We start from the raw sequence: 23,041 nt of genomic DNA, 5'->3' as shown, positions 1-23,041 counted from the left end.
CGGCTATCTACAGCTTTTATCGTCGCTTTGAAAGGTGACAAACTTGTCGCTTCTATTCTTCCGAAATTTCTCGTCCAAGAAGGGCAGTTTGCAGCAATGCCCGCACCTTGGCTTCCATAGTGCGTGCCAACGCCTTGCGATCGGTTGCCGCTGTCACCACCACCGGCTCGCCAAAACGCACCTCGACGTCAATGGCACCTTCGCGCAAGATACCCTTCAAATGCGGCATCAGCTCGACATCGCCCGGCCATGAAGCAATCGGGCGATGATAGCGCCCCATCGCCATGCCATGCACATGTGTGTAGGCAATCGCCACCGGCTGCACTATCACTTCCGCAACGCCTGCTTCGCGGATCGCCGCGTGGGCTGCACCAAAAAGTGCCGTCTTGAACGGCAGCACACGATTGCCATCCGAAGTCGTGCCTTCCGGGAAAAGCACCATCGCATCGCCCGCAATCAGGCGCTTTGCGATCTCGGAGGTCTGTTCGCCGGTCTTGCCGCGCCGCTCGCGCTCGACGAAAACGGTGCGCTGCAAAATCGCAAAATGGCCGAAAACCGGCCAGCTCCGCACATCCGACTTGGCAATAAACGACACCTGCCCCACTGCCGACATCACGATGATATCGCTCCATGATGTGTGGTTGGCAACCAGCAGCAGCGGACGCCCGCGATGTATTTCCCCCACCGTGCGAATGCGAAACCCGAACAGCCGCGCCGCTATGCGATGAAAGAGCTTCGGCAGGCTGCGCTTCCAGCCATTTTTGAGTTTCAGAAACACATATTGAACCGGGATCAACGTGAGACAGAGCGCCACCATGGCCGCAACCACGATAAAAATGCGGATTGCGCCAATCATTGCGGCGTCTCTGCATTGCGTACCAGATCACGGCGCAGAATGAGTGCTGATGAGCGCCCATCGGCAGTTTCATAGTAGGCCGGACGATCTCCCACCTTGTGAAATCCCAGGCGCCTATAAAGCGCCTGTGCCGCCACATTGGCGGCATCCACTTCCAGAAACAGCGTCTCAGTACGCTCCTGATAGAGATGACGTAATACTGCATCCATCAATGCGCGGCCGACACCGTGTCGCTGCATCTCACGCGCAACGGCGATGGTCAGGATTTCCGCCTCACCCGCCACAAGGCGCGCAAGTACGAACCCACAAACCGCATCGGGCTTGCCGTGCGGGCGCGCCACGAAGCCGAAAACCGTATCCTGCACAATCAGCGAGCGGAAATCATCCGAACTCCAGCCATGATGAAAGGCGACCGCATGAAGGCGCTGGATTGCCTGGCTGTCCTTGACAGCGAGCGGCTCCACGGAAACCGCTCTGTGCGCAAAGCGCCCAAACAACAAGCCCATCATCGTCTATACTCCGGCTGGCTTGCGCGGCAATGCAAACCCCACCTGCGGCTTGGCATCGGGTCCACGCATATAAAGCGGCTTTGGCGCGTCACCCGACGCACGCTTTGCGCCAAGCCGGGCATAAGTATCGATCCGGGCCGTCGGCTCAAGGGACGCCAATGCAAATCCGCCGCCACAGGCCTCATTGATGGATGCGGCAGCAGAACCGGCCAAAACGGTATCGCCGGACAGCGCGCGCGCATAGGCTTCAGCCTCTCCACGCGAAAAGATGAGCGGTTGCGACAATGGATGCAGTCCGGCATCAAAGCCTTGCGCATAAATCTCGCCGCGGTGTGCGTCGAGAAACACCGTCACAGGTTTTCCGGCGGTCTTGTCCTGCGTTTCAAAGGCCAGCGCCTCAAAGGCGGTGATGCCAATGGCCGGGCAATCAAGCGCAAGCGCAAAGCCACGCGCCGCAGAAACACCGATGCGCACGCCAGTAAACGAACCCGGGCCGACATTGACCGCCACGCGATCAATATCACGGATCGAGAGGGCTGCCTGCGCCAACGCGCGCCCGATATGATCCATCAGCACTTCGGCATGGCCTTTGCCGATATTTTCGCTGACTGCGCCAAGCACGCTATCGTGCTCTTTATCCAGAACAGCGGCGGCACACCAGGAGGCTGCGGTATCGAGTGCAAGTATTTTCATAGCGGTTGCGTAAATCAGATTTGGTCTGCCGACAAGCTAAAGCACAGAAAGGTCGGGAAAATTCAGCGCAATGGAGGGAACCATATCCGCTCAAGAGCGTTTCCCGCACAGGTGCAGGAGTGTGCCAGCTTGGCTGCGGCTTTTTAATGGCCCGGCAAGCACCTTATGCATGATCCATTGCGCTGCTCATGACGAACTCCCAATCGTCGCTAGCCGGACCAGATAAAGCCGGCATCAAAAAAGGATATGAGGATAAAATGTCCAAGAAGTCGATGCATGCAACCCGCAACGATCTTCCCTCCAATGCCAAGACGACGGTGATTGCACTTTTGAATGAAAATCTGGCCGCAACCATCGATCTGGCGCTCATTACCAAGCAGGCACACTGGAACCTCAAGGGTCCGCAATTCATTGCCGTGCACGAAATGCTCGACACTTTCCGCGCCGATCTCGACAATCATGTCGATACGATTGCCGAACGCGCCGTGCAGCTTGGCGGTACGGCCCTTGGCACGACACAGGTTGTCGCCAGCGAAACAAAGCTAAAACCTTATCCGACCGATATTTATGCCGTGCATGACCATCTTGGCGCATTGATCGAGCGCTATGGCGATGTCGCCAATCTTTTGCGCAAATCGATCAAGGATGCCGACGAAGCGGGCGATGATAACTCGGCTGATATTTTTACCGCCGCCTCGCGCTCGCTCGACAAAGCGCTCTGGTTCCTGGAAGCGCATGTGCAGGAAAAGAACTGATTATATCTTTCCCCAAAAGCAAAGGCCGGAGAACTTCTCCGGCCTTTGCTTTTTTTCACTCGGCCCATTCGCCGCATCGCATCACCGGCTCACGGCTGCCATCGGCACGCACTCCGTCCACATCGATCTGGTCTGAGCCGATCATCCAGTCGATATGGATCAGGCTCGCATTGCCGCCTTGTGCCGCGATCTCATCCGGTGACAATTTCGCGCCATCGACAAAACATTTGGAATAGCACTGGCCGAGCGCGATATGGCTTGCCGCATTTTCATCAAACAGCGTGTTGTAGAACAAAAGCCCGCTCTGCGAAATCGGCGAGGAATGCGGCACAAGTGCTACTTCACCGAGCCTTCTTGCGCCTTCATCCGTGTCCAGCACTTTTGCAAGCACTTCCTCGCCGCGGCTTGCCTTTGCTTCAATGATGCGCCCGCCTTCAAAGCGCACGGCGATATTGTCGATCAGCGTTCCCTGATGCGACAGCGGCTTGGTGCTTGAAACATAACCATCAACGCGAAGCGCATGCGGCGTGGTAAATACCTCTTCGGTCGGAATGTTGGGATTACAGGTAATGCCGTTCTTGGCCGTTGATGCACCGCCGTGCCATTCATGCCCATCGGCAAGCCCGACGATCAGATCAGTGCCTGGCCCCTTGAAATGTAGTGCACTGAAGCGCTTTGCATTGAGAAAACGCGTGCGCGTGCGCAGTGCTGCATTATGCGCGGCCCATGCGCCGACCGGATCTTCGACATCGACGCGCGAGGCCGCAAAGATCGCCTCGGCCAGCTTGCGGGTGGCAACATCCTGCGTATCCTCAGGAAACATCAGCTTTGCCCAGTCCGGATTGGGATAGGAGACGATGTTCCAGTTGATATCGAAACCGGCAATTTTTTCGAGTGCCGGTTGATAGGCCTTGGAATTGGCGCGATTGGCGCGCGAAACTTTGGATGAGTCCTGTGACGACAAAAGCATTGGATTATCGGCAGCAATAGCCAGACGTGCAGCACCATTTGCGTAGGCTTTTGCCATGCCCTCATAGAGCCAGTCCGAGGCGCGGTCGAAACTTGCATCGGGCGCATTCTCATACCGCGCCAGCGCAATGTCATCATCGGCAAAAAATGGCGTTACCAGCCCGGCACCGGCCTTATAGGCGTGCTTGGCGACCAGCCTCACCAGAGGCAGTGCCACCACAGGTGCTGTGACGACCAGATCCTGCCCCTCACGCAGTTGCAGCCCGACACGAATTGCAACCTCCGCCAGACGTTCGAGTTTAACCGGGTCGATAACGGAATGCTGCGTTGTATCATTGGCCATGGAGTTCAACCTTTTTCATGCTGGTACGTTGCCGCATATTGTATAAATCTGCGCAAATTTAACATCAATGAGATTAATTTTCCCAAGCGGCAACCAAATACGCGGACAACAGCTCAGCGGCATAATTCCACCACTCTTTCCTTCCTACTGCCGGATATTTTCAAACGGTCAGCCCAAGGAAGACCAGCCCTAATGAAGAAACAGTTTTTTATTTTATCAGGAATGACGAGCATTCTTGCCGGTTGCATCGCCATGACACCAGCGCAACAACGCGCAATCGATCAAAACACATGTGTGAACTACGGCTTTCAGCCACACACGGACGCTTTCGCCAAATGTATGATGCGTCTGGATCTATATCGTCAGCAAGCAATTATGAGCGCCCAGCAAGATCTGGAATAAGGAAACAGTCCTTTAAAATCGCACTTCACAACCGGTATAATTTACCACGCTTTTCGCCCTTATAGCGCTATAATGTTTTTCGCGGTCACAATATGAGGGCAAAAGGTTGAATAGGAAGCTTGTTGTTTTGTTGGGATTTGCGGGGCTACTTGTCGGCTGTACCACGATGACGCCGCAAGAGCGTCGTGCCGCAGACGAGAATACCTGTCGCAGCTACGGTTTCAGAGCAAGGACGGATTTCTTTGCCAATTGCCTGATGCGTCTTGACCTTGATCGCCGCGCAGACCGTCGCGCTTTTGAAAACCGCGCTGATTTCTATGACCGTCCGGTCATTTTCTACCAGCCGGCCTATCGTCCCGTAGCCGTCCGCGCCGTAAAAAAATAAGGCGCGGACCAATTAAAGCGCCGATCAAAGCGGTGTTTCGGGACGATCCTGTGCCAGAAGCAATGCACCGACGGAATCAATCTGCTTCTGTTCCACACGAGCATAGCCAAGTGCCTGCGACTGGCTGTCGAGCGTCGAGGCTTCGACGCGCGGCTGATAGGATGCAAGCTGCTGCGATGTCGTATCAACGTTTGCTTGTGCTACAGCTGGCGCAACCCGATTCTCCTGAGCCTGTGGGCCGAAACCGCCATTTTCCGCATTTGTTTCGCCGGTGACAGCTCTTGCCAGCGCAACCTGCACGCTTGGCGCAGCATCGGGAGCCGATTTCGATGATGCCCCCGCGAAAGCAAGTCTGTAGGGATCCTGCGGAACCGGATGCAGAAGCGATCCATCGCGTTTACGCTTTTCGTAGAAGGAGTTACCTCCGGCAACCAGAACATAATGCATGTTCTGGTATGGGAACTTGAGGCCCGCGGTGTGGAAGAACATGGCGTTCTTCAGTTTGGGATGCCGTTTGCCCTTCAGCACCGCATCGGCTGCGGCTTGCACATCCGGCAATGCCTTTGAATTCATTTTGCGACTGAGAACACCGGGCGCGAACTGGTTCTTCTGACCGACGACGCCGCATACCGTGCCGGGATACCGGCCAGAGGCGAGACGGTTCATGACAACCGTACCCACAGCGACGAGGCCGTCCGGGCTTGAACGATTTGATTCGAAGAACATTGCCCGCTCAAGGCAATTGCGGTCTCGCGCCGTGTAGGTGTAAGTCTTGACGCCATTGACTGACTTGACGTGACTTGTCGACGCCGTCTTATCGCTCTTTGCCGAGGAACCGGTCGTCGTGCAACCCGTCACCAAAAAAGGTGCTACAATCAATCCCGCCAGAACAGGCAGCTTCCATTTACCCACGCGCGTCAATGGCACACTCCATAGCTCGGGTTCACTCGCATATCTGAACCCTTCATAATCAGCCGGTCAAAAAGCATAAGCGCACGGCTGGGGTGCAATTTTGAAAATGGACGAAGATCAGTTTCTCGCGCCCGTTACTTCACTTGTCATATCCAAAGTTTTGTAACTTTTAGGCTAAAAAATGACGAAAGAGCAAATTCTGCAATCGCTTCTTTGACGCCTTGCTGACTTGGAGTAAACCATTTCGTATTTTTCAATCGCCGCGCAAATAGTTCAAAATCATTAATATTTTCTTAAATATACATGACCTTGACGAGATGGATGGTATTCGTTGTAATTCAACGGCTTGCAATACGCGTCACAACATTACCTTAATCTGAAAAACTTCTTCCACCAAGGTTTTCTTCTTGAAAATGATCGCCGAAGAACATCAACCGGCACATATTTCTGACTACGTAACGGTTCCATGAACTTTGATGTGGTGAATGTAATATTACGTGAAAACAGCCGGTTTTCATCTTTATGACGAGGCGAATCACTGGTGTTGCTTGGCGCAGATATCAAACAAGGCCCGCCTTCCAGCTGGAAAGCGGACCTTGAATTCAGTGCGGAAAGAATTCAACCGAACGAGTAGCCAGCTCCGCGCACGGTGCGAATGGGATCAAGACCGCGGCTGACATTGATCGCCTTGCGCAGGCGTCCGACATGCACATCCACGGTACGGTCATCGACATAGATGTCCGGACCCCAGACGCCATCGAGCAACTGGCTGCGCGAAAAGACGCGGCCCGGCGACATCATGAAATATTCCAGAAGGCGAAATTCTGTCGGTCCGAGACGAATTTCCTTTTCCTTGCGGTAAACGCGGTGCTGCTGGCGGTCGAGCACCAGCTCGCCCACTTTGAGCACATGCGAAAGCAGGCTCGGATTGGCGCGGCGCAGCATGGCCTTGACGCGGGCCAGAAGTTCCGGCGTGGAAAAGGGCTTGACCACATAGTCGTCCGCACCAACGCTCAATCCCCGCACGCGCTCGCTTTCCTCGCCACGCGCGGTCAGCATGATGACCGGCAGACGTTCCGTTTCCGGCCATTGGCGCAGACGGCGGCAAAGCTCGATGCCAGAAACGCCCGGCAACATCCAGTCTAGAATGAGAAGGTCGGGCACATTTTCACGCAACGCGATTTCCGCCTCATCCCCCCGCAACATTGTATCGACGTGATAGCCTTCGGCTTCCAGATTATAGCGCAGCAGAACGCTCAACGCTTCTTCGTCTTCAACCACAGCGATTTTGGGTACCTGTGACATGCGGTATTTCCTGTTCAAATCCGCGAACGGCAGATCAAATCCCCCAGTATCGATCCTGTGCCGTCGCGCTATTCCTTCATGCTCCCCGCCAAAGCGACAATGGTCGGTCTGCCTCAGCTTGGCGTATCCACGACGATGCCGTGGCTAAGATCGTCCTTGGGGCGTTCCGTGGGCATCTGCAGGCCAGTCACGATATAATAGACCGTCTCGGCAATATTGGTGGCATGATCGCCGATACGCTCGATATTCTTGGCGCAGAACAAAAGATGCGTGCAGGCCGAAATATTGCGCGGATCTTCCATCATATAGGTCAGCAACTCGCGGAACAGCGAGGTGTACATCGCATCAATTTCGTCATCGCGATCACGCACCACATTGATCTGCTGCACGGAGCGCGTCGCATAGGCGTCAAGCACATCCTTCAACTGCGTCAGGGCCAGCTCTGCCAGCGTTTCAAGACCGCGATAAAGCTTGATCGGCTGCCTCGATTCGGAAACAGCAGCAACGCGCTTGGCAATATTCTTACCCAGATCACCGACGCGCTCCAGATCGGCTGAAATGCGGATCGAACCAATGATCTCACGCAAATCCACAGCCATTGGCTGGCGCTTGGCGATAATCATGACAGCCTTATCGTCAATCTCGCGCTCGCTTGCATCTAGAATGAGATCGTCGGAAATCACGCGCTGGGCCAGCGCATTGTCGGCATTGACAATGGCTGCCACGGATTGCTCGACCATGCGTTCGGCATGACCGCCCATTTCGGCGATCTTTTGCGCAAGGAATTTCAGTTCATCGTCATAGGCACTAACGGTATGCTGAGCCATAATAAACCTCGTTATGGAAATCGTGAGAACCCGTCAGCCAAAGCGTCCGGTGATGTAATCCTGGGTGCGCTTTTCGGTCGGTGCCGTAAACATCGTCTCGGTATCGCCCACTTCGACGAGATTGCCCAGGTGGAACATGGCCGTGCGCTGCGACACACGTGCCGCCTGCTGCATGGAGTGGGTCACGATAACGATGGTGTAGTTCTGGCGCAATTCGTCGATAAGCTCTTCCACCTTGGCGGTGGCGATAGGATCAAGTGCCGAGCATGGCTCATCCATGAGGATTACTTCTGGGCTGACTGCAATGGCGCGAGCAATACACAGGCGCTGCTGCTGGCCGCCTGACAGGCCAGTGCCTGCATCGTGCAGACGGTCTTTCACTTCCTCGAAAAGGCTGGCCTTCTGAAGGCTGGTCACGACGATTTCTTCCATATCGGCCTTGTTGCGCGCCAGACCATGGATACGCGGTCCATAGGCCACATTTTCATAAATGGTCTTTGGAAACGGGTTCGGCTTCTGGAACACCATGCCGACACGGGCGCGCAGTTCTACCACGTCGATTTTTGGATCGTAGATATCCTCGTCATCGAGCGTGATCTTGCCAGTGATGCGGCAGCCCTCGATGGTGTCGTTCATGCGATTGAGCGAGCGCAGGAAGGTAGACTTGCCGCAACCAGAAGGACCAATCAGCGCCGTGACCATCTTTTCCGGCACCTCCAGATCAACTTCGAACAGGGCCTGCTTCTCACCATAGAATACACAAACCTTGTCGCCGCGCATCTTTACGGAATTTGCGTTGGCGTTCATCTTTTCTCCTACGGCTTTCTCGAGAGATCGTTCTGTCATCAGATTCATTACTTGCTCTCCCGTTTACCAGCGGCGCTCAAAGCGGCGGCGCAGAATAATTGCTGCAATGTTCATTACGGCCAGGAACAGAAGCAGGACGATGATAGCGCCTGATGTCCGTTCTACAAAGGCCCGCTCCGGTTCGCTGGCCCACATGAATATTTGCACAGGCAAAGCGGTCGCCGGATCCATCGGTGTAGTCGGCATATTGGCGACGAACGCGACCATGCCAATCAGCAGAAGCGGGGCGGTTTCACCAAGCGCCTGCGCCAGACCAATGATCGTACCCGTCAGAATGCCGGGTGCTGCCAACGGCAACACGTGATGGAAGACCATCTGGGTTCGCGATGCACCAAGCCCTAGGGCTGCTGCGCGAATGGAAGGCGGTACGGCGCGAAGAGCTGAGCGCGTTGCGATAATGATGGTTGGCAGCGTCATCAATGTCAGAACCAGACCGCCGACGATCGAAGCCGAGCGTGGCAGGCCAAAGAAATTGATGAACACAGCCAGACCCAACAGGCCGAACACGATCGAAGGCACGGCAGCCAGATTATTGATATTGACCTCGATCAGATCGGTAAAGCGGTTCTTCTTGGCAAATTCTTCGAGATAGATCGATGCTGCCACACCAATCGGTAGCGCCAGAACCAGCACGATCAGCATCATATAAGCCGACCCCACCAGCGCGACACCCAAACCAGAGGTTTCTGGTCGGCTGGAAGCGCCGAAGGTGAAGAGGCCCGTGTTAAAAGCCTGCCGCATGATGCCTTCTTCCGAAAGCGTATTCATCCATCCAACCTGCTGGTCGGAAACTTTGCGGTTTGCTTCGGGCACGGTCAGATCGATCTGTCCTTTGAAGGCGGAATCGATATCTGCACCAACCAGAACCGGAATGGTCTGCGTGGTTCCGATGATCGAAGGATCCTTCATCACCATCTGACGCAGTTGAACGCGCACGCCATCAGATGCGAACTTTCCAAGTTCACGCATGACGGGGCGATTGGTCGGCGACACGCCAAGCTTTTCCGCCAATGCATTACGCACGAGAAGCGGATAATTTGCGGCAATCAGTACGCTATTGTCCGTCTCGCGCTTGTTGGACGGATCGATCACCTGCGCATCGAGTTTGACAGGCAGATAGAGCGTGGTCTGCCCAAATGCCGTATAGCCCTTGGAAAACACCGAAAACAGCAGGGCAAACAGGAAGAACACACCGATTGCAATGGCAATGACGCCATAGATACGGAAGCGGCGTTCGGCAGCGTAACGGCGCTTGATACCGATATCGCGGCGCGGGGGCTTTGCGGATGCAGCGGCACCGTTGATAGTTGCGTCGGTCATTATTCGTACTGCTCCCGGTACTTGCGAACGATATAGAGCGCAAAGATGTTCATGATCAGCGTAAGGACGAAAAGCGTGATACCCAGCGCAAAGGCGACCAGCGTTTGCGGCGAATCGAATTCAAGATCACCCGTGAGCTGACTGACGATCTTGACGGTGATCGTTGTCATCGCCTCGAACGGATTGACCGTCAGGCGAGCTGCAACACCGGCGGCGAGCACCACGATCATGGTTTCACCGATAGCGCGCGAAGCCGTCATCAAAAGGGCACCGACAATACCCGGGAGGGCCGCCGGCAAGACGACACGCTTGATGGTCTCCGAACGCGTCGCGCCAAGACCGAGAGAGCCATCACGCAATGAGCGCGGCACGGCGGTGATAATATCATCCGACAGGGACGATACGAACGGGATGAGCATCACGCCCATGACGAGGCCTGCGGTCAGCACGCTCTGTGCCATGATGAAACCCTGACCTCCAGCGATTGCCGCCGAAAGGTCGCGCAGGAATGGTCCGACCGTAATGAGTGCGAAGAAGCCGTAAACAATAGTCGGAATACCCGCCAGAAGCTCCAGTACAGGCTTGATCACCGTTCGAACACGCGGCGAGGCGTATTCGGACATGTAGATTGCCGAGAACAGCCCAACCGGCACCGCGAAAAGCATCGCGACAAAAGCGATATAAAGTGTACCGGCCAATAGCGGGATAAGACCAAACTGGCCGACCGCGCCACCAGAACCGGCGGCAGCAAAGCGTGGATCCCACACCGTGCCGAAAAAGAAATTCATGGGAGAAATGGACTGGAAGAAGCTTATTGACTGAAACAGAACCGAAAAGACAATGCCGATTGTCGTCAGAATGGCGATGCCGGAGGCTGCAATCAATCCCCATAACACGATGCGCTCAACATTATTACGCGCACGCGTACGGCGCCTGATACCCGAAAGGCCGAAAATCAGCCCCGCCACGGCCAGAACGAGCGCAACGACGCTGCCGATCATTCCGACTGTCTTGCCAGCCTTTTCAAGGAAGATGGCGATGGGGACCATATAATCCTGGCCCTCGCTTGGCAGGGCCACGCCTTTGGACCCGAGCACCTTGCGCACATCATCATAGGATTGAGGTAAGGCCTCAAGCTCGGCAGGTGTCAGTCTTTTCATGCCGTCGGCTAAGCTGCCGATCATGCTGAGTTGCAGACTGCGCGCCGAATAGGCCCCCTCTTCGATCGCATCGGGCATGCGTGCGGTAGCCGCATGATTGAGATAGACGGACGAACCGATAGTCCACAGCACCAGAAAAACAAGTGCGGGCAAAGCCGAAACGAGAAAAACCCACCAGCCGTGATAATGCGGACGGGAATGCATTTTTTCTAAACTTAAGCCTGCGCTAGGTACAGGCTGCGTCTTGTCAATCGCGGTGGCGCGCTGACGGCCGATAAAAAAGCCAACCAGCCCAATGGCAATGATACTGACGAGAACCAGAAAGAAGGACATTCAATTTCCCCGGTTGCCCCTGAAAATGCAGATTGGCCTTGTCGTGCAATAAAGTCATGCAATAAAAGAAATTGGCCAATTCCACGCGGATGCGCTCATCTAAATGATATGCGCGGAAGAAGAAAGCGGGGATGCCGCAACGACATCCCCACCTCCACAACTTGCAACTTACTTGGCAGCCAGCGTGTTGCCATCGTTAAAGGCTTTGCGCTGTTCTTCACGCTCTGCATCGGGAGACGGAACCAGTCCGTATTCAGCAAGCGGACCATCAGGGCCAACCATCTGTTCGTTCAGGAAGAATTCCACATATTCCTTCAGGCCGGGAATGACGCCCAGATGTGCCTTCTTGACATAGAAGAACAGCGGACGCGAAACCGGATACTCGCCCGCAGCGACCGTTTCAGCCGACGGGGTCACGTCATTGACGGTTGCGACCTTCAGCTTGTCGGCATTGTTTTCAAAGAAGTAGAGACCGAAAACGCCAACGCCCTGTTTGTTGGAGTCGATGCGGGCCAGCGTTTCGCTGTAATCGCCATCGATGTCGACAGCCTTGCCATCCTTACGCACAGCGATACAGGCAGCAGCCGAAGCCTTGTCGTCAAGGCCGGACTTCTTGATTTCATCAAGAGCACCAGATTCCTTGCAGCCGTCAGCAAGAAGCTTTTCTTCAAAAACTTCACGCGTTCCATGCTTTTCACCAGGGATATAGGCAGCGATGTCCCAGTCAGGAAGCTTGTCGTTTACCTGGCTCCACTTGGTGTTCGGGTTGTTGACCAGCTTGCCATCGACGACGAGCTTGGCGGCAAGCGCCTTGTAAATGTCAACCGGAGCAAACTTGAAGTCTGGACCTTTTGCATCGGTTGCAAAGACGATGCCGTCATAGCCGAAGCGCACTTCCTGAACATCCTTGACGCCAGCGTCGATGCAGGATTTGAGTTCCGAAGACTTCATGGCGCGCGATGCATTGGCAATGTCGATGGTGTTTTCGCCGACACCCTTGCAGAATTCCTTGATGCCTGCGCCCGAACCGCCCGATTCAATAACCGGCGTCTTGAAATCAGGGTAGGTTTCACCAAAGGTTTCAGCAACGATCTTTGCATAGGGCAGAACGGTCGAGGAACCGGACACCTGAATCTGATCACGCGCCTGCGCTGCGGATACCGACAATACAGCGGCAATTGCAAGCGCTGCAGTCGAGGAAATCATCTTGTTCATGAGCATCAGCTCCTGTTCGAAAGGACATATGACGATGAGCGTCAGTAGCCGTCTACGCGCTCTTTATAACAGTCATATGACAGCCATGTTACAGGATTGTATCAATCATGCCTGCCAGCAATTAAGTGGGATTTCGCATCCCGCGACCCAGACTGAAGAACTTACATGGGAATCAATCTTCTAGCTTGATAAGCAGAGCCTGAACGCTTGCGAATGATTGAGCGCTTAAAAATTGAGATCAGCCTTACGCACTCGGGCGTGAGAGAACATAGACTGCCGATCCAAGCATGAAAATGGTGACAACTGAAGCAAGCAGCGGTCCGGGACGGGCGCTCCACCAGAACAGAAGATAACCCACGCTCATGCCGATGGAGGCATAGAGTTTAGCCCGCGGGGGAATGGCACCGCGCTCTCGCCATTTGATAATTAGTGGCCCGAACCGGGGATCGGCCAGCAGACGTGCTTCAAGTTTCGGTGATGAGCGCGCAAAAAACCAAGCGGCAAGAATGAGAAAAATCGTCGTCGGCATCACCGGAAGCACCGCCCCGATGATCCCCAGCATGACCATGATGATACCCAGCGCCATATAAAGCACCCGCATGACCGCCGAGGTGCGGGGAGCGTTCGTGTCGATCTCGTCTTTGGTGTGGGGGTCGTGCATGGTTTTCCGCCAGATTGTCCCACGCTTATAGCAGGTAATTCCGTGAAAGCGGTATATAAGAGCGGTCAAAGAAATGTCATTGAGAAAAAGGCCGAGGTAAATTTCTAACAGTTTACAGCCATGAATTGCATTCTTGGCCCCACAATGGCCGCATTTCCTCAACTTTGAGCGAGACGCGTTCAACTTACAATACAAATAAAGATTGTAATGGTGGACAGCCGCTCCTCAGAGCTTAAAAATGAAACCTCTCGCTTTCACTAAGCATCCATCACGAAAAAACAACGATAAATAATATTACGGAATTATCTCTTTTCTTTTAAGGAAAAAATGGAATCCATCGATAATATTCCTGATGTATGTTTAGAAAGATAAGTAATAATAGCTCAGTATAGGATATTTTTCCTTATTATTTAGATTTTTCAATGTCTTGGAATATTCTCATTATAATCACGCCAAGGCCGCATTTAGTCACCATTGGGCTAATGCCCTTCAGCGTAACTCTGAAGGAACCAAAGTTAACAGTTAGTGGAACTGACATGAACTTCAAGACCCGTATGGCTACGCTCGCTCTTGCGACCAGCGGCCTTCTCGCCGTAACTGCAATCGAAGCCTCGGCAGGCCAATGCGGCGGTGCCTCCTGGTACGCTCTCACCTCGAAAACGGCTTCCGGTGAACGCATGAACCCCGCTGGTCTGACCGCAGCGCACCGTACATTGCCGCTTGGCAGCAAAATACGGGTCACCAATCAGAGAAACGGTAAATCACTCGTTGTGCGGATCAATGATCGTGGCCCCTTCATCAAGGGACGCGTGCTCGACCTCTCCAAAGGGGCTGCGAGCCGCCTCGGCTTCATCAGTGCCGGGCATACCAAAATCTGCTATACACGCATGTAGATGCCCGAGCGCCTGCATTCTGGCGGGCATCTTTAGCGTGCGATTTGATCTGATTGAATAAGATCTGCGCTCCATCTCTCTTATTTAACGCGCATCTTATCCGAAAACCGTTTCACACTTTTCGGGATGCGCTTCTAACGCCGGTCGAGCCTATCTGTGAACCAGCGCGTGAGATTGATCCAGACCTCGTCTTTTTCGGCGGCATCTTCCACGCCATGTTCGAGATTAGGATTGTCATTCACCTCGATCACTACAACCCCATCCTCCCCCTCCTTCAGATCGACACCATATAATCCGTCACCAATGCATCGGGCAGCCCGCAGGCTAGTTTCCAGAACCTTCATCGGTACATCACCGAGCGCAAAGGAGCGAAAACCGCCTTCCTGTGGCTCGCCGCCCGTATCGTGCTGGATGATCTGCCAGTGGTTCTTTGCCATCATATACTGGCAGGCAAAAAGCGGTTTTCCGTCGAGAACGCCGACACGCCAGTCAAAAGCGGTCGGCATATATTTTTGTGCCAGCAACAGGTCGCTATCCTGAAGCCAAAGCCCGGCCAGCTGCTTGAGTTCGGTAAGATTCTTCGCCTTCTTGACGCCACGCGAAAAAGACGAATCCGGTATCTTGATAACCAGCGGAAAACCGAGAACATCGGCGACCCGTTCCAGATCCTCTTCGCCTGCAATCATAAGCGTTTCCGGCACGGCCACGTCATTGGCCTGCATGCGTTCATGCAGATAGACCTTGTTGGTGCAGCGGATCATCGAGATCGGGTCGTCGATAACCGGCATGTTTTCCTGCTGCGCCCGCCGTGCAAAACGATAGGTATGATTGGAAATCGACGTTGTCTCGCGAATGAACAGCGCATCGTAATTGGCAAGGCGCGACAGCTCCTTGCGACCGATGGGTTCCACATCGACGCCAAGACGCCCGGCAATTTTTGCCCAGTGTTTAAGCGTCGACACCGATGAAGGCGGCATGGCCTCTTTGGGATCGCAAAGCGTGGCGAAAGAATAGCGCGCTGGAACTTTTGGCCTTGCGGCGCGCCATTCGCGTTTCGTATAGCGCGCCAGCGCCTCTTCGAACTGCACTTTGCGCTCATCGTGAAATTTGGCGATGTTGGCAAAGCCGATCTTCTGGATACAAACCCATTCGCCGGGCTTCACAGTCACTTCCAGCGACGGTGCCCGGAACCAGTCGAACAGGAGCCGACCGAAGCGTTCGAAATCCGGGTCTTCTGCAAAACCGAAATGCACATGGACAGTGTCGCACTGTTTATGCGGATACTTTGCAAATGTTTTGTTCAAGGCATCTTCGAGTTCTGGAATGGCATTTTCGTAAAGCTTTCGTTCTGAGAGATCGATCATCGTTTCAACGGAGGGGATGACGCGGTGACCGCGTGCTTCGGCCAGCAGCGAAGCGTAATAGCTGCGGCTTTGGTAGCGATAACAACGCGACAGATTGATGATGCGTGGCCGTAGCTGATCGTTGAACAAAGCTGGATGGGCAAGATAATCGCGATGGGTCATGACCTTGTGCGGCGTCGCACCGTTGTCGATATCGGAAAGACGCCCTACAAGAATAGCGCATATGGTCATCAATCTTTTCCTTTTTCAAAAATAATAGTCGCTCGCAGCCCATCGGCACCAAAGCGTGCAATACGATTAAAAATATGGAAGGGTACCGGCAAATTGGCCGCATCGGCGATGGTCTCACCACGCTCGTCCGCCACCCACGGATCATGAATGAAAATATGGCGTCCGTCCTCGCCATGCGCGAGCACCCAGTGCGGCACTTTCTTGCCGAACATATGGTAACCGCTGATAAGAACGATTACAGACGCACCCCGCCGCAGGGCGCAGAGAATATCGAATAAAGTAAAGTGGCGATATTCGACCGGAATGCCATAGGCTTCCGCTCGCTGGCGAAAATCGGTTTGTGCCAGTTGCATGACCTTTCGTTTTGCGACTGAGCGTACCGATTGCAGAAAAAGCGTGTCCTGTGTCGACACGATGATTGATGCCGCAAGGCCGCGCTCATATCCGGCAACAGCCAGTCCGAACGGCTCGCAACCGCCCGGCCCCGACATCATGTAGATGGTCGTTGCATCGCGCCAGAGCCGAATTTCCAGTACAGGATCAAGGCGTGTCTGCGGCATGTCACGAGCCAGAACCATCATCAGGCAGGCCGCACCGCAGGTAAAATCCGTCGTCTGCTCGTAATAGGGAAAGGACGGAACCGGCGAAAAATCGCCGCGCACCGTCTTTTCAAAGCGAAGAGCGCTGGAATGATCGGCATAATAATCGAGATAGCGGCCGATAGGTCGGTAGCCATGGCGGGTATAAAGTGCGATGGCACGCGCATTGTCTTCGCGCACTTCCAGCCGCAACAACATACGATCATGTTCGAAGGCTACGGTTTCCGCCGCCATCAGAAGAAGTGACCCGATGCCTTTCAGCCCGCTATCTGGCAGAACAGCAAGTGAATAAAACCGCGCCAGTCCGGTCCCTTGGCGAAACAGGATCATCGCATAACCAACAACCGCACCGCCCACCTCGGCGACTATTGTTTCGGCAGTCGGGCGTGCGATCAGAACGCGAAACGAACGGCGGGAAATGCGGTCCGTCTCGAAACAACACTCCTCAATGCGTAAGAGCGCATCAATGTCATCTGCGGTGGCCTTGCGCGTGGTTGCGCCTGTCATCCCGTGGCCCCTTGTCAAAGGGCCTCACACCGTGCCCAATGCCGGCATTTCAGGCCCGACCGAACAAGCCAGAAACCAGCCGTTCAGGACAAAAGAAAAGCGCGCCGACCATGGCAAAATTATGAGTGGTTCAGAGCGAGTTTGGCGCTGGTTACCATCCAACAGAATCAACTATTTGGTGCATTAATTCATTCCGCGCGCGTTAACCATTACTTAAGAAGTTGAACCACCAAGTGGCAATCCGAATTGACTCTCGCCTGTTTCAGTCTTTAACGTTTCGTTAATAAATGAACGAATGTTAATCTTCGGCAAGGGCGTTGAGTATGTTTTGCGTTGTTCGCTCAACCACAAAGATCATGGCAGCAGCCGCTTTGGCGGCTTCGGTGTTGCTGACTGGCTTTAGTGCCGAAGCAGCATCAAGCAATTTCATGCAGACCGGCAAAACGACATCACAGCCGATAGGCCATTATGAGTTCTGCAAGCGCGAAGCTGCCGAATGCAACGTCACCAGCCGCGACACGCGCCCGCTACAATTGACGTCAGCCAATTGGCAAAACATCATCGCCGTCAATCATTCGATCAACGAGCGCATCAAACCAATGACCGATATGGAAATCTACGGCGTTGAGGAATACTGGGCTTACCCGACCACCGTTGGCGATTGCGAGGACTATGTCCTTCTCAAGCAGCGTGAATTGAACGAGGCCGGTATTCCGATTAGCAATCTTCTGATTACCGTTGTTCGCAAACCCGACGGCGAAGGCCATGCCGTTCTGACGGTTCGCACAGATCGCGGCGATTACATTCTGGACAATCTGACCGATGAAGTCATGCGCTGGGATGATACGGATTATAGCTATCTGAAGCGCCAGGCTTCGAACCATAGCGGTCGCTGGGTTTCCATCGAAGCACCCGAAAACCTTCTGGTCGGCGCAGTGCGATAGTAATCATTTCAAACGACTTATCAATCAAAACAGGCGGGAAATCCCGCCTGTTTTGATTCACCGATTCGCCATTAAAAAAAGTGTGTTTCCTCAATAGGATAGAATACGGCACGCTTAAGGCCGAAAAAGAACGGCCCACCAAAGCGGGCCGTTCCATGATCATAGCTTGTAAGGTTGGGCCTTATTCCGCAGGCTCAAGCTGGGGCACCGTATCGATGATAACCGGTGTGCCCTGCATTGCGGCTGTGAGCTTGGTCGTGTCGAGCTCACCTTCCCAGCGCGCAACAACGATGGTTGCAACCGCATTGCCGACCAGATTGGTCAGCGCACGGCATTCAGACATGAAGCGGTCGATACCGAGAATAAGCGCCATGCCGGCGACCGGGACGGCGGGAACCACCGACAGGGTCGCAGCCAGGGTGATGAAGCCCGCGCCCGTGATACCAGCAGCCCCCTTGGAGCTTAGCATCGCCACCAAAAGCAGCAAAATCTGGTCGCCGAGCGACAGCGGAATATCGGTCGCCTGCGCGATGAAGAGGGCGGCCAGCGTCATATAGATGTTGGTACCGTCAAGATTGAAGGAATAGCCCGTTGGAATGACGAGCCCCACCACCGAGCGCTTGCAGCCGGCTTTTTCCATTTTGTCCATAAGCGTCGGCAGGGCGGCCTCCGATGAAGAGGTACCCAGAACCAGCAGCAGTTCTTCCTTAATGTAGCGGATCAAGGCAAGGATGGAGAAGCCATTATAGCGCGCGACGGCACCCAGTACGACCAGAACGAAGAGCAGCGAGGTCAGATAGAATGTTCCGATCAGCATCGCCAGATTGGCGATGGAACCAATGCCATATTTGCCAATGGTAAAGGCCATGGCACCGAACGCACCGATGGGAGCGGCCTTCATGAGGATCGCCACTAGCTTGAAGACAGGGGCCATCAAGACATGCAGGAAATCGGTGACCGGCTTGCCCTTGTCGCCAACCATGGCGAGCGCAACACCGAACAGGACCGAAAAGAAAAGGACCTGAAGAATATCTCCACTTGCGAAAGCACCAACAATGGTGGTCGGAATGATATTTGTCAGGAAGCCGGTAATCGACTGCTCATGCGCCTTGGCGGCGTAATCCGCAACAGCCTTCGGGTCCAGAGATGCCGGATCGATATGCATGCCGGCACCCGGCTGTACAACATTGGCAACGACGAGACCTATGACCAGAGCAAGGGTTGAGAAGGTGAGGAAGTAGAGCATCGCCTTACCGGCTACTCGACCGACTTTTTTCATGTCGGTCATGCCGGCAATGCCAGTCGCAACCGTGAGGAAGATAACCGGGGCGATAATCATCTTCACCAGCTTGATGAACGCATCGCCCAACGGCTTCAGCTGAGTGCCGAGATCGGGATAAAAATGGCCAAGCAGAATACCGGCGGCAATAGCCACCAGAACCTGCACATAAAGATGCTTGTAAAGCGGGATGGGACGGCGCGGCTCTGCGGCGGCGCCTGTCGGTACTGCAATCATGATATCCTCCGTTGGGCCCAGCCCGGATCTTCATCCAGCCTCCCGAGCCTCTCAGTCTGGGAATTCCAACGGTCTGCGCCGCTGCTGCAGTCACTAGGAGCAATCCTCATGCCAAACTAGCAAGGTCAACTTAAGTTATTAAAATAAATAGATTTAATTCAGTTGGGCTTGGAAAACCCTAAAAATCGTGCGATATATCGCACATTCTTCTTTATTAAAAGTGCGATATATTGCACATCTATACGATGAATAAGATCAGCCCATTCGACGACAGCCAAAGCGGGCTGACCGCCTCCAACTTGCGACTATGGGGTTTGTTCGCGCTCGTATGTCTGATGGTTTTCGTGGTCGGCTTCTGGGCTGTCGGCGATATCGCCCGCAACAGGGCCGTGCTTTCGCTGGGCGAACGAACCACGATCGATGCCAATCTCAATACCGCACTGTTGCTGGCGGTGCTGGAAAAGCAGCGCGCGTTGCCGCTGGTACTTTCCAAGGACAAGGCGCTGGAGGCAGCTCTTGAAGATGAGTCCGCCACCGCAGCTTTGAACGAAAAGCTGGAAGTGCTGGCAGAAGGCACGCAGGCTGCGGTGATCTATCTGGTCGGTCTTGACGGCGTCGCCATTGCTGCAAGCAACTGGCGCGAACCTTTAAGCTTCGTCGGCAATGATTACGAATTCCGGCCTTATTTTCAGGAGGCGATGAAAAGCGGCAGCGCCGAATATTTTGCGCTGGGCACCGTCAGTCATCGTCCCGGCCTTTATATCTCGCGCCGCGTCGATGGGCCGAACGGGCCACTGGGCGTCATCGTGGTCAAGCTGGAATTTGATCGCCTGGAAAACGACTGGAAAAATGCTGGCCGCCCCACTTTCGTGACAGATGAGCGCAACATCGTTCTCATCACCAGCCTGCCGTCATGGCGCTTCATGACCATCGGCACAATCGGACGCCAGCAGAGTGCGGCTATTCGGGAGAGCCTGCAATTTGGCGATACATCGCTCTCTCCCCTGCCGCTCTCGGTTAAATCCGGCAATGGCAGCAATCTCTTGCTGTTAAATGCATTGCTGCCCGGTAACACACAGCGCACCGATTTTCTGGCCATCCATTCCACCGTGCCCTCCACCCCATGGCAGATGTATAGCCTTGCACCGCTGCGACCAGTAGTAACCGCAGCCGTGCGCGAAGCGCGCCTCTATACCTTCATCGTTCTCGCGGCTCTGACTACGATTGTCGGCCTGCTTTTACGCCGGCGTCAGAAACTGGCGGCACGCATTGCCCGCGCCCGGCACACGCAGATGCAACTGGAAGAGCGCGTCAAGGAGCGTACCCGCGATCTGAGCCTCGCTCATGACCGCCTGCAAGTCGAAATCAGCGATCACCGGCGAACAGAAACCATGTTGCAGGGCGTGCAGCAAGACCTTGTTCACGCCAACCGGCTGGCCATCATGGGGCAGGTGGCGGCAGGCGTGGCACATGAGATCAACCAGCCGGTGGCGACCATTCGGGCCTATGCGGATAATGCAAAGACTTTTCTTGCCCGCAAGCGTTTCAACGATGCGGTGGAAAATCTCGATGAAATCGCAGCCCTGACCGACCGTATCGGAACCATTACCGGCGACCTCAAGGCGCTCGCTCGCAAGGGCCGTACACCTGCCGGACCGACTGTGCTGGAACGGGTTATTTCCGGCGCGCTCGTCTTGTTGCGCAGCCGGTTTGCCGGTCGCATGGATCAGCTCGACATCAAACTGCCACCGCCAGAATTGCATGTCATCGGACATTCGATCCGGCTCGAACAGGTGCTGATCAATCTGTTTCAGAATGCGCTGGAAGCGGTCGAGCCGCACGGTGACAAGGGGCGGATCGACGTGCGCGTGGAAGAGAAAAGCGAGAGCGTTCTTATTACCATCTCCGATAATGGCCCTGGCATGCCGCAGTCCATACACGACAATTTGTTTTCGCCCTTCAATACCTCCAAGGAAAAGGGACTTGGGCTTGGCCTCGTGATCGTAAAGGAGATCGTCACCGATTACGGCGGCACAATCGCAGTGAATAGCAGCACAGACGGTACTGTCTTTTATGTGGAACTCAAAAAAGCATGACGACAAAATTGCTTCCGATCATTCTGGTTGACGACGACAATGCCTTGCGCCGCGCAACCCGGCAGACACTTGAGCTTGCAGGCTTCAATGTTCGTGATTTTGCTCGGGCAACCGATGCGATCAATGCCGTTTCACCCGACTATGAAGGCGTAATCATTACCGATGTGCGCATGCCGCAAATGGATGGCCTGCAGTTTTTCGAACGCATCAAGGGCATCGATGCCGACCTGCCGGTCATCCTGATCACCGGCCACGGTGACATTCCCATGGCCGTTCAGGCCATTCAGGACGGGGTCTATGATTTCATCGCAAAGCCTTTCGCCACTGACCGCCTGGTGCACAGCGTCCGTCGTGCAGGTGAAAAGCGGCAACTGGTACTTGAGAACCGAAACTTGCGCGAAGCAGCAGAAAATGCCGGAACCAGCCTGCCGCTGATCGGACAGACGCCAGCAATTGAAAACCTGCGCCGGACCGTGCGCGATATTGCCGATATGGATGTCGATGTTCTGATCGCCGGTGAAACAGGCAGCGGCAAGGAAGTGGTGGCGCAGTTGCTGCATGATTGGGGCCGCCGTCGCAAGGGTAATTTCGTGGCACTCAATTGCGGCGCATTGCCGGAAACAGTCATTGAAAGCGAACTGTTTGGCCATGAATCAGGTGCCTTTACCGGCGCTCAGAAAAAGCGCCTTGGTCGTATCGAACATTCAAGCGGCGGCACGCTTTTTCTCGACGAAATCGAAAGCATGCCTGCCGCAACGCAAGTCAAACTGCTTCGTGTTCTCGAAATGCGCGAGATTGCACCGCTCGGAACCAATGAAGTGCGACCCGTCGATCTGCGCGTAGTGGCGGCTGCAAAGATCAATCTCGGGGATCCTGCCCAGCGCGGCGATTTTCGCGAAGACCTTTACTACCGGCTGAACGTGGTGACACTTTCCATCCCGCCGCTTCGGGAACGCCGTGAGGATATTCCCCTCCTCTTCGCGCATTTCCTCACGCGCGCCGCAAAGCGCTTCAACCGCGATGCTCCCAATATTGATACTGGAACTTATGCCTATCTTATGCACCATGATTGGCCCGGAAATGTCCGCGAACTGGCGCATTTCGCGGACCGCGTAGCCCTCGGTGTTCCGCAGGATATGCGCACCGCAATGCCGGTCGAAGCTAACGACCCACTGCCAAAACGGATCGAACGGTATGAGGCGACACTGATCCGAGATACCCTTGCCGCCCATAAAGGCAATGTTCAGGCAACCATCGAGGCGCTCGGCATTCCGCGCAAGACATTTTACGACAAAATGCAGCGCCATGGTATCAACCGGCAGGATTATCGCGGCAACGGTTCGGAAAACCTTCCCGGTTGATACTCTATCATTGTTACG

At 54.5% G+C, this 23,041-nt stretch carries 22 protein-coding genes; 7 read left to right on the top strand and 15 right to left on the bottom strand.

Annotated features, from left to right (window positions below; translation table 11 throughout):
- Positions 1–52: 52 nt before the first annotated feature.
- The 3 genes from AAIB41_RS09875 to tsaB are packed head-to-tail and all read right to left on the bottom strand — an operon-like array spanning position 53 to position 2,058.
- A complete protein-coding gene (locus tag AAIB41_RS09875; protein WP_343313152.1) occupies positions 53–856 on the bottom strand; it encodes a lysophospholipid acyltransferase family protein in 804 nt (267 codons plus the stop codon).
- Positions 853–1,365 carry a ribosomal protein S18-alanine N-acetyltransferase gene (gene rimI / locus AAIB41_RS09870; RefSeq protein WP_343313151.1) on the bottom strand — a complete coding sequence of 171 codons (513 nt, stop codon included), beginning with the start codon at positions 1,363–1,365 and terminating at the stop codon, positions 853–855. Before rimI ends, AAIB41_RS09875 begins: the two co-directional genes overlap by 4 nt.
- Positions 1,366–1,368: 3 nt before the next feature.
- Positions 1,369–2,058 (bottom strand): tRNA (adenosine(37)-N6)-threonylcarbamoyltransferase complex dimerization subunit type 1 TsaB, encoded by a 690-nt coding sequence (gene tsaB, locus AAIB41_RS09865; RefSeq protein ID WP_343313150.1) that lies wholly within the window; start codon positions 2,056–2,058, stop codon positions 1,369–1,371.
- Positions 2,059–2,315: 257 nt separating this feature from the next.
- Here tsaB and dps point away from each other — a divergent pair, with 257 nt between their 5' ends.
- Positions 2,316–2,813, top strand: a complete 498-nt coding sequence (gene dps / locus AAIB41_RS09860) for a DNA starvation/stationary phase protection protein Dps (RefSeq protein WP_343313149.1) — start codon at positions 2,316–2,318, stop codon at positions 2,811–2,813.
- Positions 2,814–2,868: 55 nt separating this feature from the next.
- On the opposite strand, the gene AAIB41_RS09855 is transcribed toward dps, so the two are convergent.
- Positions 2,869–4,125 (bottom strand): aminopeptidase, encoded by a 1,257-nt coding sequence (locus AAIB41_RS09855; protein ID WP_343313148.1) that lies wholly within the window; start codon positions 4,123–4,125, stop codon positions 2,869–2,871.
- Between the two features lie 192 nt (positions 4,126–4,317).
- Between AAIB41_RS09855 and AAIB41_RS09850 the strand changes: the two genes are divergently transcribed.
- A complete protein-coding gene (locus tag AAIB41_RS09850; protein ID WP_343313147.1) occupies positions 4,318–4,527 on the top strand; it encodes a hypothetical protein in 210 nt (69 codons plus the stop codon).
- A gap of 166 nt (positions 4,528–4,693) precedes the next feature.
- Complete coding sequence (locus tag AAIB41_RS09845; protein ID WP_343314732.1) at positions 4,694–4,912, top strand: hypothetical protein; 219 nt, start codon at positions 4,694–4,696, stop codon at positions 4,910–4,912.
- A gap of 24 nt (positions 4,913–4,936) precedes the next feature.
- On the opposite strand, the gene AAIB41_RS09840 is transcribed toward AAIB41_RS09845, so the two are convergent.
- From AAIB41_RS09840 to AAIB41_RS09805, 8 genes are all read right to left on the bottom strand, one after another.
- Positions 4,937–5,833 (bottom strand): cell wall hydrolase, encoded by an 897-nt coding sequence (locus AAIB41_RS09840; RefSeq protein WP_343313146.1) that lies wholly within the window; start codon positions 5,831–5,833, stop codon positions 4,937–4,939.
- Positions 5,834–6,442: 609 nt separating this feature from the next.
- The gene (gene phoB, locus AAIB41_RS09835; protein WP_343313145.1) at positions 6,443–7,129 is read right to left on the bottom strand and encodes a phosphate regulon transcriptional regulator PhoB; all 687 of its coding nucleotides are present in this window, start codon (positions 7,127–7,129) and stop codon (positions 6,443–6,445) included.
- Between the two features lie 113 nt (positions 7,130–7,242).
- Positions 7,243–7,959 carry a phosphate signaling complex protein PhoU gene (phoU, locus tag AAIB41_RS09830; RefSeq protein WP_343314731.1) on the bottom strand — a complete coding sequence of 239 codons (717 nt, stop codon included), beginning with the start codon at positions 7,957–7,959 and terminating at the stop codon, positions 7,243–7,245.
- A gap of 30 nt (positions 7,960–7,989) precedes the next feature.
- A complete protein-coding gene (pstB, locus tag AAIB41_RS09825) occupies positions 7,990–8,763 on the bottom strand; it encodes a phosphate ABC transporter ATP-binding protein PstB (RefSeq protein WP_343313144.1) in 774 nt (257 codons plus the stop codon).
- A 63-nt stretch (positions 8,764–8,826) separates the two neighbouring features.
- Positions 8,827–10,143 (bottom strand): phosphate ABC transporter permease PstA, encoded by a 1,317-nt coding sequence (gene pstA / locus AAIB41_RS09820; RefSeq protein WP_343313143.1) that lies wholly within the window; start codon positions 10,141–10,143, stop codon positions 8,827–8,829.
- Positions 10,143–11,636, bottom strand: a complete 1,494-nt coding sequence (gene pstC, locus AAIB41_RS09815; protein ID WP_343313142.1) for a phosphate ABC transporter permease subunit PstC — start codon at positions 11,634–11,636, stop codon at positions 10,143–10,145. The genes pstA and pstC overlap by 1 nt, the downstream gene beginning before the upstream one ends.
- Before the next feature lie 168 nt (positions 11,637–11,804).
- Complete coding sequence (locus AAIB41_RS09810) at positions 11,805–12,851, bottom strand: substrate-binding domain-containing protein (RefSeq protein ID WP_343313141.1); 1,047 nt, start codon at positions 12,849–12,851, stop codon at positions 11,805–11,807.
- Positions 12,852–13,095: 244 nt separating this feature from the next.
- The gene (locus AAIB41_RS09805; RefSeq protein ID WP_343314730.1) at positions 13,096–13,452 is read right to left on the bottom strand and encodes a YbaN family protein; all 357 of its coding nucleotides are present in this window, start codon (positions 13,450–13,452) and stop codon (positions 13,096–13,098) included.
- Positions 13,453–14,048: 596 nt separating this feature from the next.
- On the opposite strand from AAIB41_RS09805, the gene AAIB41_RS09800 reads away from it, so the two are divergent.
- Complete coding sequence (locus AAIB41_RS09800) at positions 14,049–14,405, top strand: septal ring lytic transglycosylase RlpA family protein (protein WP_343313140.1); 357 nt, start codon at positions 14,049–14,051, stop codon at positions 14,403–14,405.
- Positions 14,406–14,539: 134 nt separating this feature from the next.
- Here AAIB41_RS09800 and AAIB41_RS09795 read toward each other — a convergent pair whose 3' ends face one another.
- Positions 14,540–16,000, bottom strand: coding sequence for a RimK family protein (locus AAIB41_RS09795; protein ID WP_343313139.1), 1,461 nt, complete (start codon positions 15,998–16,000; stop codon positions 14,540–14,542).
- On the bottom strand, positions 16,000–17,106 hold the full coding sequence (locus AAIB41_RS09790) for a peptidase C39 family protein (RefSeq protein ID WP_343313138.1): 1,107 nt from the start codon (positions 17,104–17,106) through the stop codon (positions 16,000–16,002). Before AAIB41_RS09790 ends, AAIB41_RS09795 begins: the two co-directional genes overlap by 1 nt.
- Before the next feature lie 323 nt (positions 17,107–17,429).
- Between AAIB41_RS09790 and AAIB41_RS09785 the strand changes: the two genes are divergently transcribed.
- A complete protein-coding gene (locus tag AAIB41_RS09785) occupies positions 17,430–18,050 on the top strand; it encodes a transglutaminase-like cysteine peptidase (protein WP_343313137.1) in 621 nt (206 codons plus the stop codon).
- A gap of 181 nt (positions 18,051–18,231) precedes the next feature.
- Here the strand turns inward: AAIB41_RS09785 and AAIB41_RS09780 are convergent, their stop codons facing one another.
- Positions 18,232–19,566, bottom strand: coding sequence for a dicarboxylate/amino acid:cation symporter (locus tag AAIB41_RS09780; protein WP_343313136.1), 1,335 nt, complete (start codon positions 19,564–19,566; stop codon positions 18,232–18,234).
- A 245-nt stretch (positions 19,567–19,811) separates the two neighbouring features.
- Between AAIB41_RS09780 and AAIB41_RS09775 the strand changes: the two genes are divergently transcribed.
- On the top strand, positions 19,812–21,662 hold the full coding sequence (locus AAIB41_RS09775) for an ATP-binding protein (protein ID WP_343313135.1): 1,851 nt from the start codon (positions 19,812–19,814) through the stop codon (positions 21,660–21,662).
- Positions 21,659–23,023, top strand: coding sequence for a sigma-54 dependent transcriptional regulator (locus AAIB41_RS09770; RefSeq protein ID WP_343313134.1), 1,365 nt, complete (start codon positions 21,659–21,661; stop codon positions 23,021–23,023). Before AAIB41_RS09775 ends, AAIB41_RS09770 begins: the two co-directional genes overlap by 4 nt.
- The last annotated feature ends 18 nt before the right edge of the window (positions 23,024–23,041 follow it).

It is taken from the genome of Brucella sp. BE17 (assembly GCF_039545455.1).
GTDB lineage: Bacteria > Pseudomonadota > Alphaproteobacteria > Rhizobiales > Rhizobiaceae > Brucella.
This window is presented reverse-complemented; position numbering and strand designations above follow the sequence as displayed.